The 18664-nt window shown below is 63.5% G+C and carries 16 protein-coding genes and 1 tRNA gene; 4 read left to right on the top strand and 13 right to left on the bottom strand.

Going from position 1 to position 18664, the window contains the following annotated elements; all coding sequences use genetic code 11:
• Positions 1–16 precede the first annotated feature (16 nt).
• The 3 genes from WBF69_RS01110 (at position 17) to WBF69_RS01100 (ending at position 2462) form a co-directional block, all read left to right on the top strand.
• Positions 17–1915: an LTA synthase family protein gene (locus WBF69_RS01110; RefSeq protein ID WP_424260360.1), complete on the top strand. Its 1899-nt coding sequence runs from the start codon at positions 17–19 to the stop codon at positions 1913–1915.
• A 39-nt stretch (positions 1916–1954) separates the two neighbouring features.
• A tRNA-Pro gene (locus WBF69_RS01105) sits at positions 1955–2031 on the top strand.
• Between the two features lie 20 nt (positions 2032–2051).
• Complete coding sequence (locus WBF69_RS01100) at positions 2052–2462, top strand: DoxX family protein (RefSeq protein ID WP_424260358.1); 411 nt, start codon at positions 2052–2054, stop codon at positions 2460–2462.
• Positions 2463–2540: 78 nt separating this feature from the next.
• On the opposite strand, the gene WBF69_RS01095 is transcribed toward WBF69_RS01100, so the two are convergent.
• The 8 genes from WBF69_RS01095 to ppk1 all read right to left on the bottom strand — a co-directional run bounded on the left by WBF69_RS01095 (position 2541) and on the right by ppk1 (position 11305).
• Positions 2541–3914 carry a sensor histidine kinase gene (locus WBF69_RS01095; protein ID WP_424260356.1) on the bottom strand — a complete coding sequence of 458 codons (1374 nt, stop codon included), beginning with the start codon at positions 3912–3914 and terminating at the stop codon, positions 2541–2543.
• A complete protein-coding gene (locus WBF69_RS01090; RefSeq protein ID WP_424260354.1) occupies positions 3911–4579 on the bottom strand; it encodes a response regulator transcription factor in 669 nt (222 codons plus the stop codon). The genes WBF69_RS01095 and WBF69_RS01090 overlap by 4 nt, the downstream gene beginning before the upstream one ends.
• Entirely contained in the window at positions 4579–4935 is a 357-nt protein-coding gene (locus WBF69_RS01085) for a PepSY domain-containing protein (protein ID WP_424260352.1), read from the bottom strand. The genes WBF69_RS01090 and WBF69_RS01085 overlap by 1 nt, the downstream gene beginning before the upstream one ends.
• A gap of 256 nt (positions 4936–5191) precedes the next feature.
• Positions 5192–5974, bottom strand: a complete 783-nt coding sequence (gene pstB / locus WBF69_RS01080) for a phosphate ABC transporter ATP-binding protein PstB (RefSeq protein ID WP_424260350.1) — start codon at positions 5972–5974, stop codon at positions 5192–5194.
• Positions 5975–5990: 16 nt separating this feature from the next.
• The gene (gene pstA, locus WBF69_RS01075; RefSeq protein ID WP_424260348.1) at positions 5991–6851 is read right to left on the bottom strand and encodes a phosphate ABC transporter permease PstA; all 861 of its coding nucleotides are present in this window, start codon (positions 6849–6851) and stop codon (positions 5991–5993) included.
• Between the two features lie 7 nt (positions 6852–6858).
• On the bottom strand, positions 6859–7800 hold the full coding sequence (pstC, locus tag WBF69_RS01070; RefSeq protein ID WP_424260346.1) for a phosphate ABC transporter permease subunit PstC: 942 nt from the start codon (positions 7798–7800) through the stop codon (positions 6859–6861).
• 175 nt (positions 7801–7975) lie between these two features.
• On the bottom strand, positions 7976–9022 hold the full coding sequence (gene pstS / locus WBF69_RS01065) for a phosphate ABC transporter substrate-binding protein PstS (protein WP_424260344.1): 1047 nt from the start codon (positions 9020–9022) through the stop codon (positions 7976–7978).
• 213 nt (positions 9023–9235) lie between these two features.
• Positions 9236–11305, bottom strand: a complete 2070-nt coding sequence (gene ppk1, locus WBF69_RS01060) for a polyphosphate kinase 1 (protein WP_424260342.1) — start codon at positions 11303–11305, stop codon at positions 9236–9238.
• 67 nt (positions 11306–11372) lie between these two features.
• On the opposite strand from ppk1, the gene WBF69_RS01055 reads away from it, so the two are divergent.
• A complete protein-coding gene (locus WBF69_RS01055) occupies positions 11373–12866 on the top strand; it encodes an exopolyphosphatase (protein ID WP_424260340.1) in 1494 nt (497 codons plus the stop codon).
• Between the two features lie 27 nt (positions 12867–12893).
• Here the strand turns inward: WBF69_RS01055 and WBF69_RS01050 are convergent, their stop codons facing one another.
• The 5 genes from WBF69_RS01050 to WBF69_RS01030 all read right to left on the bottom strand — a co-directional run bounded on the left by WBF69_RS01050 (position 12894) and on the right by WBF69_RS01030 (position 18659).
• The gene (locus WBF69_RS01050; RefSeq protein WP_424260338.1) at positions 12894–13679 is read right to left on the bottom strand and encodes a GNAT family N-acetyltransferase; all 786 of its coding nucleotides are present in this window, start codon (positions 13677–13679) and stop codon (positions 12894–12896) included.
• Positions 13680–13752: 73 nt separating this feature from the next.
• Entirely contained in the window at positions 13753–15093 is a 1341-nt protein-coding gene (glmM, locus tag WBF69_RS01045; RefSeq protein ID WP_424260336.1) for a phosphoglucosamine mutase, read from the bottom strand.
• Positions 15094–15103: 10 nt separating this feature from the next.
• Positions 15104–15943, bottom strand: coding sequence for a dihydropteroate synthase (gene folP, locus WBF69_RS01040; protein ID WP_424260334.1), 840 nt, complete (start codon positions 15941–15943; stop codon positions 15104–15106).
• A 21-nt stretch (positions 15944–15964) separates the two neighbouring features.
• Positions 15965–17872 (bottom strand): ATP-dependent zinc metalloprotease FtsH, encoded by a 1908-nt coding sequence (ftsH, locus tag WBF69_RS01035; protein WP_424260332.1) that lies wholly within the window; start codon positions 17870–17872, stop codon positions 15965–15967.
• Between the two features lie 145 nt (positions 17873–18017).
• On the bottom strand, positions 18018–18659 hold the full coding sequence (locus WBF69_RS01030; RefSeq protein ID WP_424260330.1) for an RlmE family RNA methyltransferase: 642 nt from the start codon (positions 18657–18659) through the stop codon (positions 18018–18020).
• Between the last annotated feature and the right edge of the window lie 5 nt (positions 18660–18664).

The raw sequence follows: 18664 nt of genomic DNA, 5'->3' as shown, positions 1-18664 counted from the left end.
AAGACAAGGACACGGCATGTTCACCCAGATCGGCATCTTCATCCTGGCGCTTTTGCTGCTGCTCACCGCCAGCCGCCTGCTGCTGACCGCCTGGCTATGGCCGCGCGTGCGTGCTGCCGGCGGCCCCTGGCCGATCCTGCGCTGGGGCTTGCGCATCGATCTGAATCAGATCGCCATGTGGGCCGGCATTCCACTGCTGCTGGCACCCTGGGTGGGCGACCATCCCACTGCGATTTTTCTGACAGGTCTGTGGCTGCAGGGGGTCTGGCTGCTGTTCGCGCTGCTGGAAATCTCCACCCCCCAGTTCATCCAGGAATACGATAGCCGCCCGAATCGCCTGTACCTGGACTATCTGAAATATCCCAAAGAAGTCTTTGGCATGCTCTGGAAGGGCTATAAGCTGGTGCTGGGCGCCGCCCTGATCGCGCTGGCGCTGGCCGCCTGGCTGGGCCACGCGCTATTCGCCCAGGCCCAGCCCACCCCCCTGCCCGCCTGGCCCTGGCGCATCGGGATGACCTTGCTGATCGGCGCCGCCATCGTGCTGGCCATCCGCGGCACCCTGGGACACCGCCCCATCAACCCGGCGTCGGTCGCCTGGTGCGGCGACAGCCTGCTGAACACCCTGCCCCTGAATTCCCTGTACAACGTGCTGTTCGCCCTGTACGCCATCAAAAACGAGCGATCCGCCGCCGACGTATACGGCGATCTGCCCGATCAGGAATTGCAGGCGATCATCCAGGAACAGGCCGGCATCCCGCCCGGCCCGCCGGACATCCCGACCCTGCACCATCAGGCCGCCAGCCGGCAGCCGGCGAAACCGCGCAATCTGGTGCTGATCGTCCAGGAAAGCCTGGGAGCGCAGTACGTGGGCAATCTGGGCGGCGCAGGTCTGACCCCCTGCCTGGACGCGCTGGCCGCCACCGGCTGGAACTTCACCCGCGCCTACGCGACCGGCACCCGATCCGTGCGCGGCCTGGAAGCCGTGACCGCCGGCTTTCCGCCGACCCTGTCCGACGCCGCCCTGCGCCTGACTGACGCGCAAAGCCGCTTTTTCACCCTGGCCCAGTTATTGCGCCGACATGGCTACCGTTCGCGTTTCATCTATGGCGGGGAAGCGCACTTTGACAATATGAAGAGCTTCTTCCTGGGCAACGGCTTTGACGAACTGCACGACCTGCCGACCTTCGAATCCCCGGCCTTCGTCGGCACCTGGGGCGCCAGCGACGAGGATATGTTCGACAAGCTGCACACGCTGCTGTCGCAGGATGACGGGCAACCCACCCTGCATCTGGCGTTTTCCGTCACCAACCACACGCCCTGGGAATACCCGGCAGGCCGGATTCCGGTCCAAGGCGACCCTGCCACCGTGCAAAACACCGTGCGCTACGCCGACTGGGCCATCGGTCGGTTCTTCGAGCAGGCGCAGGCCAGCGCCTACTGGCAGGACACTGTCTTTCTGATCGTCGCGGATCACGATGCCCGCGTCGGCGGCGCTCAGCGCATTCCCTTGCGCCACTTCCATATCCCCGCGTTGATCCTGGGCGCAGACATCGCACCGCGCCGCGATGAACGCATCATCAGCCAGATCGATCTGCCGCCCACCCTGCTGTCCCTGATCGGCATCGACGATGCCCACCCCATGATCGGCCACGACCTGACACGCCAGGATGCCGGGGGGCGCGCCATGATGCAGTACGAGGACCATTACGGCTACCTGCGCGGCGACACCCTCGCGGTGCTGGCACCCCAGCAACAGCCGCTGTTCTTCCGCTACGCGGCACCCGACAGCTATACTGCCCTGGAATCCGATCCCGCGCTGACGCGTATCGCCCTGGCCCACGCGCTGTGGCCCACCTGGGCCTATCGCCACCATGCCCATACGCTGCCGGAATTGCGGCACAGCCGACCCGAATAACCCTGGCACGCATGGTAGAATCTGCCGTTCTGATTCAGTCGGGGCGTAGCGCAGCCTGGTAGCGCATCTGCTTTGGGAGCAGAGGGTCGCATGTTCGAATCATGTCGCCCCGACCAACACAATCAAGGAACCCTCCATGTCTTCCACATCTACCGATGATCTTGGCAAACTGGTACTGCGTCTGTCACTGGGCATTCTGATCCTGTTGCACGGTCTGGCAAAACTGGATGGCGGCGTCGGCTGGATTGCCGGCATGCTGGATGCTCGCGGCCTGCCCGGCTTCATCGCCTATGGCGTGTACATCGGCGAAGTCGTGGCGCCCGTGATGCTGATCCTGGGCCTGTGGACTCGCGCAGGCGGTCTGATCATCGCCCTGAACATGCTGTTCGCCATCGTTCTGGTCCACATGGGCGAACTGTTCGCCATCGGCAAAAGCGGCGGCTGGGCGCTGGAACTGCAGGGCATGTTCCTGTTCGCCGGCGTCGCCGTGGCTCTGCTGGGCGCCGGGTCCTACAGCCTGGGCGGTCGCGGCGGGCGCTGGAACTGATTCCCGACCCGCACGGACACTGCCCGCTTCGGCGGGCAGTGTCGTTTCCGGGGCGCCGAATGCGCCTTGTTCATTCGATTACGCCGCCGGCAACGTGATCACCACGCAGGCGCCGCCCAGAGCCCCTTTCTCGATCCTGGCCCAGCCGCCGTACAGGTCCGCCAGATCGCGTACGATCCCCAGCCCCAACCCGGATCCCGGTGTGCGCTCATCCGCGCGCTTGCCCCGTTCAAACACCGTCTCGGCCCGCTCCGGGCTCAAGCCGGGGCCGTCATCCTCGACGCGGATCTCCAATTCGCCATCGCGGCGGCTGGCGCGAACCCACACCCGATGGCTAGCCCATTTGCCGGCATTGTCCAGCACATTGCCCAGCATTTCCTGAAAATCCTGGGCTTCACCGCGAAAAGCCAGATCGGCATCGACGCCATCCAGTTCGTAGCGCAGGCCGCGTTCGGCATGCACCCGCTGCATCACCCGCACCAGCCCTTGCAGCAACGGCAAAATGGGGCTGCGCAAGCCTGTCACGCGCACGGCGGCCGCCGCCCGCGCGCGGGCCAAGTGATAATCCACCTGGCGATGAGCTGTGTCGACCTGCTCGACCACCAACTGGGGCAAAGCAGGGTCTGCGGCGGCTGCCGCATTGGACATGACCGCCAGCGGCGTTTTCAGGGCATGAGCCAGATTGCCGGCCTGCTGACGGGCGCGCTCCAGGCTCTGTTCATTGCGCTGCAAGACCTGATTGAAATCCTCGACCAGCGGTCGGATCTCGGTCGGAAATGCGCCAACGATCCGGTCGGCCCGTCCCTCGCGGACATCCGCCAGCCGACCGCGCAGACGGACCAGCGGGCGCAAGCCATACGACACCTGCATCCAGGCCGCCACCAGCATGCCCAGCACCAGCACGCCCAGCGCCATGCCCAGCATGCGGTCGAAACGGCTGATGGGCTCGGCCCACAAGGCCCGATCCGCCGCCACCGATAGCACCAACGTGTCAAAAGGCCCCTCGGCGGGCTCGATCTCGCGCATCCGCACCTGCAAGTGCGCATCACCCGGACCGGACGCCGTCGTGCGTAAATCCCGCCCCGGCTGCAGCTCGGCAGGCGCGTCCGGCAGGTAACTGTCCCACAAAGACCGGGAACGCAGCATCTGGGCGGGTTTGTCATGCTGGGTCGGCGCCGAGATCTGCCAGTACAGGCCCGAGAAGGGATGACTGAAACGGGGATCGCTGGGCAGCGGCGACAGAGCGATCCGACCGTCCTCGCCGATCTGCAGGGCAGCCGTCAATTGATCCAGATGGATCGTCAATTCAGACTGCAGCTGAGCCAGGATATGCTGGCGAAACAACTGCTGGATCCCCCACCCCGCCACGGCCACGCTGAGCAGCACCCAGGCCAGCACCCCGGCCAGCAGCCTGAGGCGCAGAGACCGGTAGGGCGCCCGCAGCCGTCTCATGGCGCGGCAGCCGCGTCCAGGCGATAACCCAGCCCGCGCACGGTCTGGATCAGGGTCGCGGGAATCTTGCGCCGCAAGCGGGCGATAAAGACCTCGATCGTATTCGAATCCCGATCGAAGTCCTGGGCATAGATATGCTCGACCAGCTGACTGCGGGACACCACTTCGTCCTGATGCATCATCAGATAAGCCAGCACACGGTATTCGTGGCTGGTCAGGTCCAGCGGCGCACCATCCAGCAGGATGCGCGCCTGACGCGTATCCAGCGTCAGCGGCCCGCAATGGATATCCGTGCTGGCATGACCGCCCGCCCGGCGCAGCAAGGCGCGCACCCGCGCTTGCAGTTCTTCCAGGTGAAAGGGCTTGGTCAGGTAGTCATCGGCCCCGGCGTCGATGCCGGCCACCTTGTCGTGCCAATTGTCACGCGCGGTCAGAATCAGGACAGGCACCTGCCGACCGGCGTCGCGCCAAGCCCGCAGGACCGACAGGCCGTCACGCCCCGGCAGGCCCAGGTCCAGCACGACCAGATCATAAGGTTCGGTCATCCCCTGATGTTGCGCATCGGGGCCATCCGAAGCCACGTCCACGACATAGCCAGCGGATTCCAGAGCGGCTTTCAGCTGCGACGCCAACAAGGGTTCATCTTCGGCTACCAGCAGTCTCATCAGTGGGATCCTTCTTTGTGCAAGGGACGGCGCCCCACCCATAATACCTGCCCGGTCCGGGCATCGACCTTGATTTTGACCAAACGCCCGCCATCCTGCAGGATCTTGAGTTCGTAGACCCAGCGATCCGGACAGGTTTCACCCCGCTTGCATCCGTCGTCCTCGTCGAATTCGACCTTCAGAACCTGTCCTGGATAATCTTTGGCGACCTGGGCCAGCACGGTTTGCAGCGGCAGCACTTCACCCATCGCCTGCAGGCGTTCCGCTTTTTCACGATCATGATTATGCGCCTGCGCGCCTGTGGCCCACACCCCCCCCAGAGCCAGGACGGCAGCCAATACGTGACGACGTTGCATAGGACAAGCCCCTTTCAGATTCGATGGGGGCAGGATAGCGGAAGGGAAATGAACAGAGGGTGAATGGGGGGCGACAGAGACATCTTTGGTTTGGCGCATCCCTCCACCTCGCGGCTTGCAAGCCGCTCGGATGCGGCAGGCGCAAATCGGTCCGCAGGGGACCGATTCTGGTCCGGCCTTATCCACCTCGCGGCCTGCAGGCCGCTCGGATAATTCTGGCGCGCAATAGCCCGCAGGGGCTATTGCGTGTCCGGATTTATCCAAACCGCCCCGTGATGTAGTCTTCGGTTTCTTTGCGGGAGGGCTTGATGAAGATCTGGTCGGTGGGGCCGAATTCCATCAGTTCGCCCAGGTACATGTAGGCGGTGTAATCCGAGCAGCGGGCGGCCTGCTGCATATTATGCGTCACGATGACGACGGTGTAGTCGTCCTTCAGTTCGGCGATCAGCTCTTCGATCTTGGCGGTGGAAATCGGGTCCAGGGCCGAGCAGGGTTCATCCAGCAGCAGGACTTCGGGCTTGATGGCCACGCCCCTGGCGATGCACAGCCGCTGCTGCTGGCCGCCGGACAGGCCGTTGCCGCTTTGGCCCAGCTTGTCCTTGACCTCGTTCCACAGGGCCGCCTTGGTCAGGGCCCATTCCACGCGCTCGTCCATTTCGCCCTTGCTGAGCCGCTCGAACAGACGCACGCCGAAGGCGATGTTGTCGTAGATGCTCATGGGGAACGGCGTGGGCTTCTGGAACACCATGCCGACCTTGGCGCGGATCAGGGAAATGTCCAAGCGGGAATTCAGCAAGTCTTCGCCGTCCAGTTCGATAGAGCCCTGGGCCCGCTGGCCGGGATACAGTTCGAACATGCGGTTGAAGGTGCGCAGCAAAGTCGATTTGCCGCAGCCCGACGGGCCGATGAACGCCGTCACCTTGTTTTCAGCGATGTCCATATTGATGTCGCGCAGGGCATGGTAACTGCCGTAGTAGAAATTCAGGTCGCGCACGGCCAGTTTGGTGCGTTCCGGGGCGGCGGTCGTGGACAGGATCATAGTGGGCGAAGACAGATTATTTGCGGAACAGGCTACGAGCGGCGATATTGATCCCCAGTACCAGCAGGGTGATCAGGGCAGCGCCCGCCCAAGCCAGGCGGTTCCAGTCCTCGAAGGGACTGGCGGCGTATTGGAAGATCACCACCGGCAGGTTGGCGATCGGCGCGTTCATGTTCAGGGACATGAACTGGTTGTTCAAGGCGGTGAACAGCAGGGGCGCGGTTTCGCCGGCGATGCGGGCCACGGCCAGCAAAATGCCGGTGATGATGCCTGAACGGGCCGCCCGGTAGCAAATGAAAACCACCACCCGCCACTGCGGGCAGCCCAAAGCGGCGGCGGCTTCGCGCAAGCTGTTGGGGACCAGGCACAGCATATTGTCGGTCGCCCGCACAACCACGGGGATCACCAGGATCGCCAGGGCGAAAGCCCCGGCCCAGCCCGAGTAATGCCCGACCTGCGCCACATACACGGCATAGATGAACAGACCGATGACGATGGACGGGGCGGACAGCAGCACGTCATTCAGAAAACGGGTGGCCGGCGCCAGCCACCCCCGGCGACCGTATTCCGCCAGATAGGTGCCCGCCAACACACCGATCGGGGTGCCGATCAGCGTCCCGACCGCCGACATCAGCACGCTGCCGACGATGGCGTTCAGCAAGCCCCCAGCCTCGCCGGGAGGCGGAGTGCTTTCCAGCAACAGGGTCATAGACAGCGCGCCGCCGCCCTTGATCAGCAGGGTGGCGATGATCCAGGCCAGCCAGAACAGCCCCGACCCCAAGGCCAGGCTCGACAGGCCCAGCATGAGGCGATTGAACCGCCGCCGGCGCCGGTAGATCGGATTATTCAGGACGATGGGGGAATCGGGTGCGGGCATGGGCAGGTCAGTGATGAGCGCCTTCTTTGCGCGTCAGTTGCAAGAGCATGAACTTCGACAAAGCCAGAACAATGGTGGTGATCAGGAACAGGATCAGCCCCAGTTCCAGCAAGGCCGATTTCTGCAGCCCGCCCGCCTCGTTGAATTCGTTGGCCAGCGCCGAGGCGATGGAGTTCGACGGCGAAAAGATCGAGGACGGCAGGTTGAAGGCATTGCCAATCACAAAGGTGACGGCCATGGTTTCACCCAATGCCCGCCCCAGACCCAGCATGATGCCGCCGATGACGCCGTGCTTGGTATAGGGCAGAACGATTTTCCAGACGACTTCCCAGGTGGTGCTGCCCAGGCCGTAGGCGGATTCCTTCAGTAGGGGCGGCACCTGCTCGAAGACATCGCGCATGACGGCGGTGATGAAGGGAATCACCATGATGGACAGGATCAGCCCGGCGGTGAACAGGCCGATCCCCATGGGGGGCCCGGCAAACAGGTCGCCCAGCACCGGGATGCCGTCGAAGAAATCCACTATGTGGGGCTGCACGTGTTCCTGGAACAGCGGCACGAACACGAACAGGCCCCACATGCCGTAGATGATGGACGGAATCGCCGCCAGCATTTCAATGGCGATCCCCAGGGGCCGGCGCACCCAGGCCGGGGCCAGTTCGGTCAGGAACATGGCGATGCCAAAAGACACCGGCACGGCGATCAGCAAGGCCAGCAAGGCGCTGATGACCGTCCCCATGATGGGCACCAGCGCGCCGTAATGCTGTTTGACGGGGTCCCAGTCATTGGTCCACAAAAAGGCCAAGCCATCCCGGACCAGCGTGTCCCGGCTGCCATACACCAGCGACACCAGGATACCGGCCAGCAGGATGAAAACCAGGAACGCGAATGCCCGCGTCAGGTGCCGGAATCCGGCGTCCACCAGCAGGCTGCGGTGTTGTGTGATCATGAGGGGGACTTTCGGTGAAAAAGTGCCGTCTGTCGCCAGACGAGCCGATCAGGATTCAAAGAACCGTATTTTCCCACAAACGGGCAGTCATCAGACTGCCCGCCGCGGCAAGCCCCTGCACTGATCCCAGTCCCCGGCGGGTCCGGGCGGCGCATCGGGGCGATGAGCGAGACGATCAGGGCCAGACGGCTGCCCCGTCCGCGCCGCGGATCTTCTGGGTCCAGAGGTCGCGGATCTGCTGCGTCACGGCATCAGGCAGCGGCACATAGTCCAGCTCGCTGGCCATCGTGGCACCCTCGCGCCAGGCCCAGTCAAAGAAGGCCAGCACTTCGTGCGCTTTTTTCGGATCTTCCTGCTTGGCGTGGACCAGGATAAAGGTCGCAGCCGTCACCGGCCAGGATTCGGCGCCCGGCTCGTTGTTCAGGACCAGCCCCATGCCTGGCGCAGACGACCAGTCAGCATGGGCGGCAGCGGCGGCAAACGTCTTTTGGGACGGCTGCACGAACTGGCCTTCGCGGTTCTGCAACTGGGCCCAGGCCAGACCGTTCTGATGGGCGTAGGCATACTCGACATAGCCGATGGAATTCTTCAGCTGACGCACGTAGGCGGCCACGCCTTCATTGCCCTTGCCGCCCTGTCCCGTGGGCCATTTGACTGCCTTGCCCTGACCGACCTGCTCTTTCCAGGCCGGCGACACCTGAGACAGATAATTGGTCCAGCCGAATGTCGTGCCCGACCCATCCGAACGGTGCACCACGACGATGCCCTTGGCAGGCAGCTCGGCGCCCGGATTCAGATCGGCGATGGCCGGATCGTTCCATTTCTTGATCTTGCCCAGGAAGATGTCCGCCAGTACCGGACCGGTCAGCTTCAGCTGGCCTGCCTGGATGCCTTCGACATTGAGCACCGGGACGGTCCCGCCGACCACCGCCGGGAACTGAATCAGACCGTTTTCCTGCAAGGCATCGGGCTTCATGGGATCATCCGAGGCGCCGAAATCGACTGTCTTGGCGATGATCTGTTGCTGCCCGCCGCCGGAACCGATCGACTGGTAATTGACGCGGTGACCGCTGACTTCCTGATATTTAGCAGCCCACTTGGCATAGATCGGATAGGGGAAAGAAGCCCCCGCCCCCGTCAAGTCGGCGGCAAACGCGGTCGCACCGGCGGCTGCCATCAGCGTCAGGCCCGTCGCGCATTGAACCAGCATCCGTTTGAACATATGGAAAATTCCTGTGAGGATGGTGAGAGATGACGGTTTCTGATCCGTCAGGACGGGATGATAAAGACCGGAGGTGACAGTTTGATGACAATTCCAGCCCCCCACCTCGCGGCTTGCAAGCCGCTCGGGCCACGGCTCCCCCACCTCGCGGCTTGCAAGCCGCTCGGATTCGGCAGGCATAGGACAGTCCTCAGGACTGTCCTATGTCCGGCCTCATCCCAATCTCGCCATCAGGTGTTGGTGCAGGTTCACAGGGGCGCGGCGGTTGCGCACGCGCAGGTAGCGGCCATCGGGCTGGGCTGCCCAGGCCAGTTGGTTGTCGCGCCAGGCGAAGGTGAAGGCCTCGTCGATCACGCGGCGGCGCAGGGTTTTGTCCAGCACGGGGAAGGCCAGTTCGACGCGCCGCAGGAAATTGCGGTCCATCCAGTCGGCGGACGACAGGTACAGCGGCTCGGCCCCGTCCTGGTAGAAATAGAACACCCTGGAATGCTCCAGAAAGCGTCCGATCACGGACCGCACCCGAATGCGTTCGGATAGCCCCGGCACCCCCGCCTGCAGGGCGCAGGCGCCGCGCACGATCAGATCGATGCGCACCCCCGCCTGGCTGGCCTCGTAGAGCGCCTGGATGACGGTGGGTTCCAGCAGGGAATTCATCTTGGCGCGGATGCGGGCGCGCTTGCCGGCCCGGGCGAATTCGGTTTCCGAGCGAATCAGGTTCAGCACGGTGTCGTGCAGGGTGAAGGGCGATTGCAGCAGCAGCTTCAATTCGCGCCGCGCGCCCAGCCCCGTCAGCAGGGAAAAGACCTGATCCATGTCCTCGCAGATGGCCTGATTGGCCGTCAGCAAGCCGAAATCGGTATAGAGCTTGGCCGTGCGCGGATGATAGTTTCCAGTCCCCAGGTGGCCGTAGCGGCGGATGCGACCGTCTTCACGGCGCAGGGCCAACGCCATCTTGGCGTGGGTCTTGTGGCCCACCACACCGTAGCTGACGTGCGCGCCGACTTCTTCCAGGCGCGCTGCCCAGTTGATGTTGGTCTGCTCGTCGAAACGCGCCATCAGTTCGACCACGACGGTGACTTCCTTGCCGGCGCGGGCCGCCGACAGCAGCAGCCCCATCAGTTCGGAATCTTCGCCCGTGCGGTAGATGGTCTGCTTGATCGCCACCACCTGCGGATCCAGAGCGGCAGCCCGCAGGAACATCAGCACGGGCTGAAAGGACTGGTAGGGGTGATGCAGCAAATGATCGCGAGCGGCAATGGCGGCAAACAGGGCATCGGGGCGTTCCAGATCGCCATCGAAGGGCGCCGGCACTCTGGGGCGGAACACGGGATATTCCAGATCGGCGCGCCCCACCCGATTGCACAATTGCATCAGTCGCCCCAGATTGACCGGACCGTTGACGCGATAGGTATCGGCGGGACCCAGATTGAATTCCCGCTGCAGAAAGAGTTCCAGATCGGGCGGCATGGCGTGGGCGATTTCCAGCCGCACGGACGCCCCGAAATTGCGCTGCGACAATTCGCCCTGCAAGGCCTGGCGCAGATTGGTGATTTCTTCTTCGTCCACGAACAGATCGCTATTGCGCGTCACCCGCCACTGATAGCAGCCCTGCACGTCCATGCCGGGGAACAGATCGCCGACGAAGGCGTTGATCATGGTGGTCAGCAGCATGAAGCCGTCGGGGATGCCGGCGATTTCGGCGGGCACCTTCATCATGCGCGGCAAGGCTCTGGGCGCTTGCACGATGGCGATGTGGCCCTCGCGGCCAAAGGCGTCCTCGCCGCTCAGCGACACAATGAAGTTCAGGCTTTTGTTGTACACCCTGGGAAAGGGATGCGCCGGGTCCAGACCGATCGGGGTCAACAGCGGCATGACGTCGCGCTGGAACACCCCATACGCCCATTCGCGCTGCAGATCCGTCCAGCCGGTGGAATAGATCAAGCCCACGCCGCATTCCATCAGCTTGGGCATGACCTCGCCGGTCAGCAGGCGGTTTTGCCGATCCACCAGGGCATGGGCCGCCCTTTGCACCCGGTCGAAGGCCTCGCCCGGCGTCATGCCGTCGGCGCCTATCAATTCCGGCGTCTGGCGCTGCTGTTCTTTGAGGCTGGCCATGCGGATTTCAAAGAACTCATCCAGGTTCGACCCCACGATGCACAGGTAACGCAGCCGCTCAACCGGCGGCACGTCCAGGCGTTCTGCCATGGACAATACCCGCTCGTTGAACTTCAATACCGAAAGTTCGCGATTCAATAAAGGTGGCGATGCGTCGACGCCGTGCATGGGGACTCCCAATCCTGTCATGTTACGGCCACTATAATCGCACAGTGTGACATTCTCAGGTATCCCCATGGACGACCGGTTGGCTTCGATTGACCTCGGCTCGAACACGTTCCGGCTCTCCATCGGGCGCATCGTGCGTCACGACGGCGGCACCCAGCTCTACACAGAAGACAAACTGCGCGAGCTGGTCGCCTTGGCGAACGGACTGGACGAGCATCAGCGCATCAATGCTGCGACCGTGGCCCAGGCCATCGCCGCCTTGCAGCGTTTCGGCGAGCGGCTGCAGGGATTCTCGCCTGCCAATGTGCGGGCGGTAGCCACCAATACCTTCCGGGTGGCGCGCAACGCGGCTGAAATCCTGCCCGAAGCGGAACGCGCCCTGGGATTTCCCATCGAAGTCATTTCCGGCCAGGAAGAAGCCCGGCTGATCTACTTGGGCGTCATTCAGGACCTGCCCCTGACGGATGACCGGCGCCTGGTGATCGACATCGGCGGCGGGTCTACCGAGTTCATCATCGGCCAGGGCAAGCAGCCCCTGCAGCTGGCCTCGCTGCAACTGGGCTGCACGACCTGGACGCGGCTCTTCTTTCCCAACGGCCTGATCACCAAAGCCCGGATGCACCGGGCCATTCTGGCTGCCCGCAGCACCATCGAATCCATCACCCACCGCTACCGCCGCATCGGCTGGCAGGAAGCCTACGGCTCGTCAGGCACCGCCAAGGGGCTGCTGGCCATCCTGGTGGAAAATGGCTTCAGCGACCGCAGCATCACCCTGGACGGCATGGACCGCCTGGCCGCCGCGCTGATCAAGGCCGGGCAGGTGCATCTGCAGGACTGGGCCGGCCTGAAAGCCGAACGCGCCCCGGTGCTGGCGGGCGGCCTGGCCATCATGATGGCGGCCTTCCAGGAATTGGGCATCACGCGCATGGACGCCGGCGACGGCGCGCTACGCATCGGGGTGCTGCACGATCTGCTGGGCCGCGATTCCCACCGCGATCAGCGCGACGCGACGGTGCGCCAGATGAGCAGCCGCTACCAACTGGACACCGACCAGGCCGACCAGGTGCAACAGACCGCCTTGTCCCTGTTCGATCAGTTGGGCCTGGACAGCCGTCAACTGGCGACGACCGAGCTGCGCAAGGCCCTGGGCTGGACCGCGCAACTGCACGAGATCGGCCTGGCGATCGCGCGCAACGACTATCACAAGCATGGCGCCTACATTCTGGAACACGCCGACATGCCGGGCTTTTCACACGACGACCAGCAGCTGCTGGCCTTTCTGGCGCTGGGCCACCAGGGCAAGCTGTCCAAGGTCCGATCCTATACACCCACCCGCGAACAATGGCTGGCCCTATGCTGCCTGCGGCTGGCCGTCTTGCTGCTGCGCCGCCGGGAAGCCCGCGACACACGGCCTTTCAAACTGACGGCAAACGCCCAGCATCTGGCTTTGTCGGTACCCGAAGGCTGGCTGGCGGATCATCCGCTCAGCGGTTTCCTGCTGAAAGGCGAGATCGACGTCTGGCGCAAAGCGGGATTCACCCTGGAAGTCGTCGAGCAATAAGGCCCGACGACAGCCGCGCACAGGCCGTCACTCCATACCGAAATGCCGCCGGTAGCGGGCATCCAACCATTCCAGGTCCAGCAGAATGGGAAAATCGGCGGTATGGAAATCGGGATCCCAGGCAGGCGCGCCGCAGATGGTCGCACCCAGCTTCAGATAGCCCTTGATCAAGGGCGGCACCCGTGCCGGCAGCGTGCTGTCCAGACGGTCTACCGGATAAGGATGCAAGGGCCGGATCTGCGGCACATCGGGATGGCGGTCCATCAGGGCCTGCGCCCGGCGCCAGACCTCGGATGCCGTGGCGCCGCCATCGCGCAGACTGACGCTGGCGCAGCCCAGCATGTAGCGATAGCCCCCCTGCATCATCACCTGGCTCAGGGCCGACCACAGCAGCATGATGGCCGTGCCGTGGCGGAATCGCGCATCGATGCAGGAACGACCGACTTCCACCAGCCAGGGGCGCAGGGCCTGCAGCGGCTCCAGATCGAACTCCGATTCGGAATAGTAGCCGCCCGCCCGGACGGCGGATTCCGGCGTCAGCAGCCGGTAGGTGCCCACGACCTGCTGCGTGGTCACATCCTGCACCATGAAATGCATGCACCAGGGGTCGAAGCGATCCACGTCCCGATCGCCTTCCGCCTGGGGGAAATATGCGCCCAGGTCTTCGGTGAAGACCCGAAAGCGCAAGCGCTGCAGGGCTTCCAGTTCGGTCTGCGTGCGGGCGATGCTCAGGGTCAGGCCGCCCGCCTCGACGCCAGGCCAATCTATTTGTTCCATCGGCGCGGCTTGCGGCAAGGCATGACGGACGAGCATGAAGATCTCCAGCAAGCTACGGAATGGGGACGATTGTGCCCGAACAATGTGACACCCATAAGACAGACTGGAATCAGCTCAGTTTGACGGCCACCAGCTGGCGCACGCTTTCGTCAGCCAAGGCGGCATCGTCGGCTTCCACCATCAGACGCAGCTTGGGCTCGGTGCCCGAGGCGCGGATCAAGACCCGCCCGCGATCCCCCAGGGCGGCGCGCACCGCCTGCGTCGCGGCCTGCAAACCGGCGTGAGACTGCCAGTCCAGGCCTGGCGTCAGGGGCACATTGACCATTTTTTGCGCATACATCTTCAGATCAGCCACCAGCGCCGCCAGTGGCACTTGAGCATGCCGCACCGCCGCCAGCACCTGCAGGGCTGCCACGATGCCGTCTCCGGTGGTGTGCTTGTCCAGACACAGCAAATGGCCGGAGCTTTCGCCGCCGTACAACCAGCCGTGCTTGCGCAGGACTTCGAGCACATAGCGATCGCCGACCTGGGCGCGCTCGAACGGAATGCGCAATTCTTTCAGGCGGCGTTCCAGGCCGAAATTGCTCATCAAAGTGCCCACCACCCCCTCGATGGGGTGCGATTTGGCCCGATCGCGCACGATGGCGTACAAGAGCTCATCACCGTCATACAGGCGCCCGGAGGCGTCCACCATCTGCAGGCGATCGGCATCACCGTCCAGCGCAACGCCGAAATCCGCCCCCTGGGCCAGCACTGTCGCCACCAGGGTTTCCGGGTGGGTGGCGCCAACTTTTTCATTGATGTTGAAGCCGTCGGGCTCGCAGCCAATGACGCTGACGTCGGCCCCCAGTTCCCGGAACACCGGGGGGGCAATGTGATATGCCGCGCCGTTGGCCGCATCGACGACGATCTTCAGGCCCTGCAGGTCCAGTTCGTTGGGAAAGGTGCTCTTGCAGAATTCGATATAACGCCCGGCTGCGTCGCTGATGCGCCGCGCCCGGCCCAGGCCGGCGGAATCCGCACAGCCCACGGGCTGTTCCAGCATGGCCTCGATAGCGGCCTCGGTGGCATCCGGCAGTTTGGTGCCCGCCGAGGAAAAGAATTTGATGCCATTGTCGTAATGCGGATTGTGCGAAGCGCTGATGACGATGCCGGCGGCCAAGCGCCAGGCGCGCGTCAGATAGGCCACTGCCGGTGTGGGGATCGGCCCCGCCAGCAAGACGTCGACGCCCGCGGCGGACAGACCGGCTTCCAGGGCGGATTCCAGCATGTAGCCGGAAATCCGCGTGTCCTTGCCGATGACCACCGTCGGACGGCCCGTCGTCACTGCTCCGCGAGCCAGCACGCAGCCGGCCGCATATCCCAGGCGTAGCGCGAATTCCGCATTGATGCGTTCGCCGCCCACCACACCACGGACCCCATCGGTCCCGAAATACTTGCGTGCGCTCATGCACGGACTCCTATTCAACAGACGGTTGTTCGACCGTCGACCATATCCGCAGGGCATCGACGGTGTCCGCCACATCATGGACCCGCACAATATGCGCGCCTCGCGCCACCCCCGCCAACGCCGCCGCAATGCTGCCGCCCAGCCGCTGCGAGGCAGGCCGGCCGGTGACGGCGCCAATCATGGATTTGCGCGACAGCCCCAGCAAGCTGGGGTAATCGCTGCCCATGACCTGCGGCAGATGGCGCAGCAAGGCGTAATTGTGCGCCACTGTCTTGCCAAAACCAAACCCCGGATCCAGCACGATCCGATCAGCGGCAATCCCCGCATGGCGCAGACGCTGCGCACCCGCCGTCAGATAATCATGCACCTGGGCCACCACGTCGTCATAGACCGGGTCCTGCTGCATGGTGCGGGGTTCCCCGCGCATATGCATCAGGCACAAAGCGCAATCCGCATCTTTCACCGCGTCCAATGCACCAGGCGCCGAAAACCCGCCGATGTCGTTGATCATATCCGCCCCGGCCTGCAGCGCGCGCCGCATCACATCGGGCTTGCAGGTATCCACGGACAAAGGCACGCCGCCATCGCGCAGGCCCTGGATCACCGGCAGGATGCGGTGCAGTTCTTCGCCCACTGAAACGGCCTGGGCGCCTGGGCGCGTGGATTCCCCCCCGATGTCCAGCAGGTCGGCGCCTTCCTGGATCAGACGCAGTCCATGCTCGATCGCCTGATCGGCCTGAAAATGCGCATTACCGTCGGAAAAGGAGTCCGGGGTGACGTTGACGATCCCCATGACCAACGGGCGCTCCAGAGACAACTGGAAACGCCCGCATTGAAGAGTGGCAACCATAGAGGTCAGACAATAAGCCGATCAGACGGGCGTCGTGGCAGGATCATTGTCCGGGTTGGCAGGCGCCTGCCCAGCCGACGGCGGCGTCTGTGGCGGCGTATCCCCGCCAGAGGAAGACGCATGCGGCGGGCGCGGCGGACGCCCCGACATGATGTCTTCGATCTGCTCGGCGTCGATGGTTTCCCATTCGAGCAGGGCCTTGGCCATGACGTGCATCTTGTCCTGATTCGATTCAATCAGATCCCGCGCAATGCGATATTGCTCGTCGATGATGCTGCGGATTTCCGCATCGACCTTTTGCATGGTGGCTTCGGACACGTGCGTGGTCTTGGTCACGCTGCGGCCCAGAAAGACTTCGCCCTCGTTTTCGGCGTAAACGACCGGCCCCAGGGAATCGGTCATGCCGTAACGCGTGACGATGTCGCGAGCGATCGCGGTCGCGCGTTCGAAGTCGTTGGACGCGCCCGTCGTCATCTGATTCATAAAGACTTCTTCGGCAATACGGCCCCCGAACAGGACGGCGATGGTGTTCAGCAGGCGTTCTTTATCCATGCTGTAACGATCGCCTTCCGGCAACTGCATGGTCACGCCCAGAGCGCGACCGCGCGGGATGATGGTGACCTTGTGCACCGGATCGGTTTTAGGCAGCATGCGGGCCACCAGCGCGTGGCCGGATTCGTGGTAGGCGGTGTTGCGGCGTTCTTCTTCGGGCATGATCAAAGAGCGACGTTCCGCGCCCATGATGATCTTGTCCTTGGCCTTTTCCAGATCGTTCATGTCGACCGTGCGGCCATTGCGTCGGGCGGCAAACAGCGCAGCCTCGTTGATCAGGTTGGCCAGATCGGCGCCGGAAAACCCAGGCGTGCCCCGCGCCAGCACGTTGGCGTCCACGTCCTGGGCGATGGGGACCTTGCGCATGTGGACTTTCAGGATCTGTTCGCGACCACGGATATCGGGCAGCGACACCACCACCTGGCGGTCAAAGCGCCCCGGACGCAGCAAAGCCGGGTCCAGCACGTCGGGCCGGTTGGTGGCGGCCACCACCAGCACGCCCTGGCCGGTTTCAAAACCGTCCATTTCGACCAGCAGCTGGTTCAGGGTCTGTTCGCGTTCGTCGTTGCCCCCGCCCAGACCAGCGCCGCGCTGGCGGCCCACGGCATCGATTTCATCAATGAAGATGATGCAGGGGGATTGTTTTTTGGCATTTTCGAACATGTCGCGCACACGGGCTGCGCCCACGCCCACGAACATTTCGACGAAATCGGAACCGGAAATGCTGAAGAAGGGGACTTTGGCTTCGCCTGCGATGGCCTTGGCCAGCAGGGTCTTACCGGTACCCGGAGGGCCGACCATCAGGACGCCGCGCGGAATGCGACCGCCCAGACGCTGGAATTTGGTGGGGTCGCGCAGAAAATCAACCAGTTCCTGGACGTCTTCTTTGGCTTCGTCGCAGCCGGCCACGTCGGCAAAGGTAATGTTGTTGTTGTTTTCATCCAGCATGCGGGCGCGGGATTTGCCGAAGCTGAACGCCCCGCCCTTGCCGCCACCCTGCATCTGACGCATGAAAAACACCCAGACCCCGATCAGCAACAGCATCGGGAACCAGGAAATGAAAAGACTGGCCAGGAAAGAGGGTTCTTCGCGGGCCTTGCCCGACACCTGCACGCCGTCTTTCACCAGTTCGGGGACCATCCACAGGTCGCCTGGCGAGGTCAGGCTATAGGCGCGACCGGATTCCGGCGTCACGTAGATCGTGTCGCCCTGGATGTCGACCTTGTTGATCCGGCCGGCGCGCGCGTCATTCATGAACTGCGTGTAGGTGACAGTGTCGCTGCCCGCCATCGGGCGTCCGTCGAACTGCTTGAACACCGTAAAGAGCACGAGCGCGATCACCAGCCAGACCGCGATCTTGGAAAACGAGTTGTTCAAAGCGAATCTCCTGGGTTTTGCTGCTTGCCCGCCCGGCACCCGCCCGAATGCGTGGTTACAACAAGCTGACAAATTCGTCAATGTCTCATTCTACCTGAATCCACCCCTCTGCCCCAGCAGTCGGGTGTCCAGCCCCGGCAGCCGCTCAGCGCGGTGATTTCAGACCTCGGGCAACCAGAAAGGTTTCCGACGAGGCATCCCTCGATGCCTTGGGTTTGCGTTCCACCACTCGTACAAAATGCTGCTTAAAAAGCTGCACGATCTGGGAAAAGCCGCTGCCGTGGAAGGCCTTGACGACCAGAGCGCCATCCGGTTTCAGATGATTACAGGAAAATTCCAGCGCCAATTCGCACACGTGCGCGATTCGGGCGGAATCCGCCAAGGCCACACCCGATAGGTTGGGAGCCATATCGGAAATCACAAGGTCTACCGCCTGCCCCTGCAGACGATCCTGCAATTGATGCAGAACCTGGTCATCGCGAAAATCACCCAGGATGAACTCCACGCCGGCGATGGGTTCCATCGGCAGCAGATCCAGGGCCAGAATGCGCCCATCGATGCCCCCGCCGGACGCCAGCAGGCGTTCCCGCACCAGTTGCGACCAGCTGCCCGGCGTCGCGCCCAGATCGACGACGACATCGCCCCGGCGCAATAGCTTTTCCGTGTCCAGGATTTCCGCCAATTTGAAGGCGGCGCGAGCCCGGTAACCCTTTTGTTGCGCCATTTTCACGTACGGGTCGTTAATATGACGCTGTACCCAGGCTTTAGAGAATTTTTTCTTGGCCATTCCCG

Origin of the sequence: Castellaniella sp. (assembly GCF_049673105.1) — a bacterium.
Classification (GTDB): Bacteria; Pseudomonadota; Gammaproteobacteria; order Burkholderiales; family Burkholderiaceae_B; genus Castellaniella.
This window is presented reverse-complemented; position numbering and strand designations above follow the sequence as displayed.

Excerpts from the sequence above, each read along its gene's own strand:
- WBF69_RS01110 (WP_424260360.1), top strand. The coding sequence starts at position 17 with ATGTTCACCCAGATCGGCATCTTCATCCTGGCGCTTTTGCTGCTGCTC.
- WBF69_RS01100 (WP_424260358.1), top strand. The coding sequence starts at position 2,052 with ATGTCTTCCACATCTACCGATGATCTTGGCAAACTGGTACTGCGTCTG.
- WBF69_RS01095 (WP_424260356.1), bottom strand. The coding sequence starts at position 3,914 with ATGAGACGGCTGCGGGCGCCCTACCGGTCTCTGCGCCTCAGGCTGCTG.
- WBF69_RS01090 (WP_424260354.1), bottom strand. The coding sequence starts at position 4,579 with ATGAGACTGCTGGTAGCCGAAGATGAACCCTTGTTGGCGTCGCAGCTG.
- WBF69_RS01085 (WP_424260352.1), bottom strand. The coding sequence starts at position 4,935 with ATGCAACGTCGTCACGTATTGGCTGCCGTCCTGGCTCTGGGGGGGGTG.
- pstB (WP_424260350.1), bottom strand. The coding sequence starts at position 5,974 with ATGATCCTGTCCACGACCGCCGCCCCGGAACGCACCAAACTGGCCGTG.
- pstA (WP_424260348.1), bottom strand. The coding sequence starts at position 6,851 with ATGCCCGCACCCGATTCCCCCATCGTCCTGAATAATCCGATCTACCGG.
- pstC (WP_424260346.1), bottom strand. The coding sequence starts at position 7,800 with ATGATCACACAACACCGCAGCCTGCTGGTGGACGCCGGATTCCGGCAC.
- pstS (WP_424260344.1), bottom strand. The coding sequence starts at position 9,022 with ATGTTCAAACGGATGCTGGTTCAATGCGCGACGGGCCTGACGCTGATG.
- ppk1 (WP_424260342.1), bottom strand. The coding sequence starts at position 11,305 with ATGCACGGCGTCGACGCATCGCCACCTTTATTGAATCGCGAACTTTCG.
- WBF69_RS01055 (WP_424260340.1), top strand. The coding sequence starts at position 11,373 with ATGGACGACCGGTTGGCTTCGATTGACCTCGGCTCGAACACGTTCCGG.
- WBF69_RS01050 (WP_424260338.1), bottom strand. The coding sequence starts at position 13,679 with ATGCTCGTCCGTCATGCCTTGCCGCAAGCCGCGCCGATGGAACAAATA.
- glmM (WP_424260336.1), bottom strand. The coding sequence starts at position 15,093 with ATGAGCGCACGCAAGTATTTCGGGACCGATGGGGTCCGTGGTGTGGTG.
- folP (WP_424260334.1), bottom strand. The coding sequence starts at position 15,943 with ATGGTTGCCACTCTTCAATGCGGGCGTTTCCAGTTGTCTCTGGAGCGC.
- WBF69_RS01030 (WP_424260330.1), bottom strand. The coding sequence starts at position 18,659 with ATGGCCAAGAAAAAATTCTCTAAAGCCTGGGTACAGCGTCATATTAAC.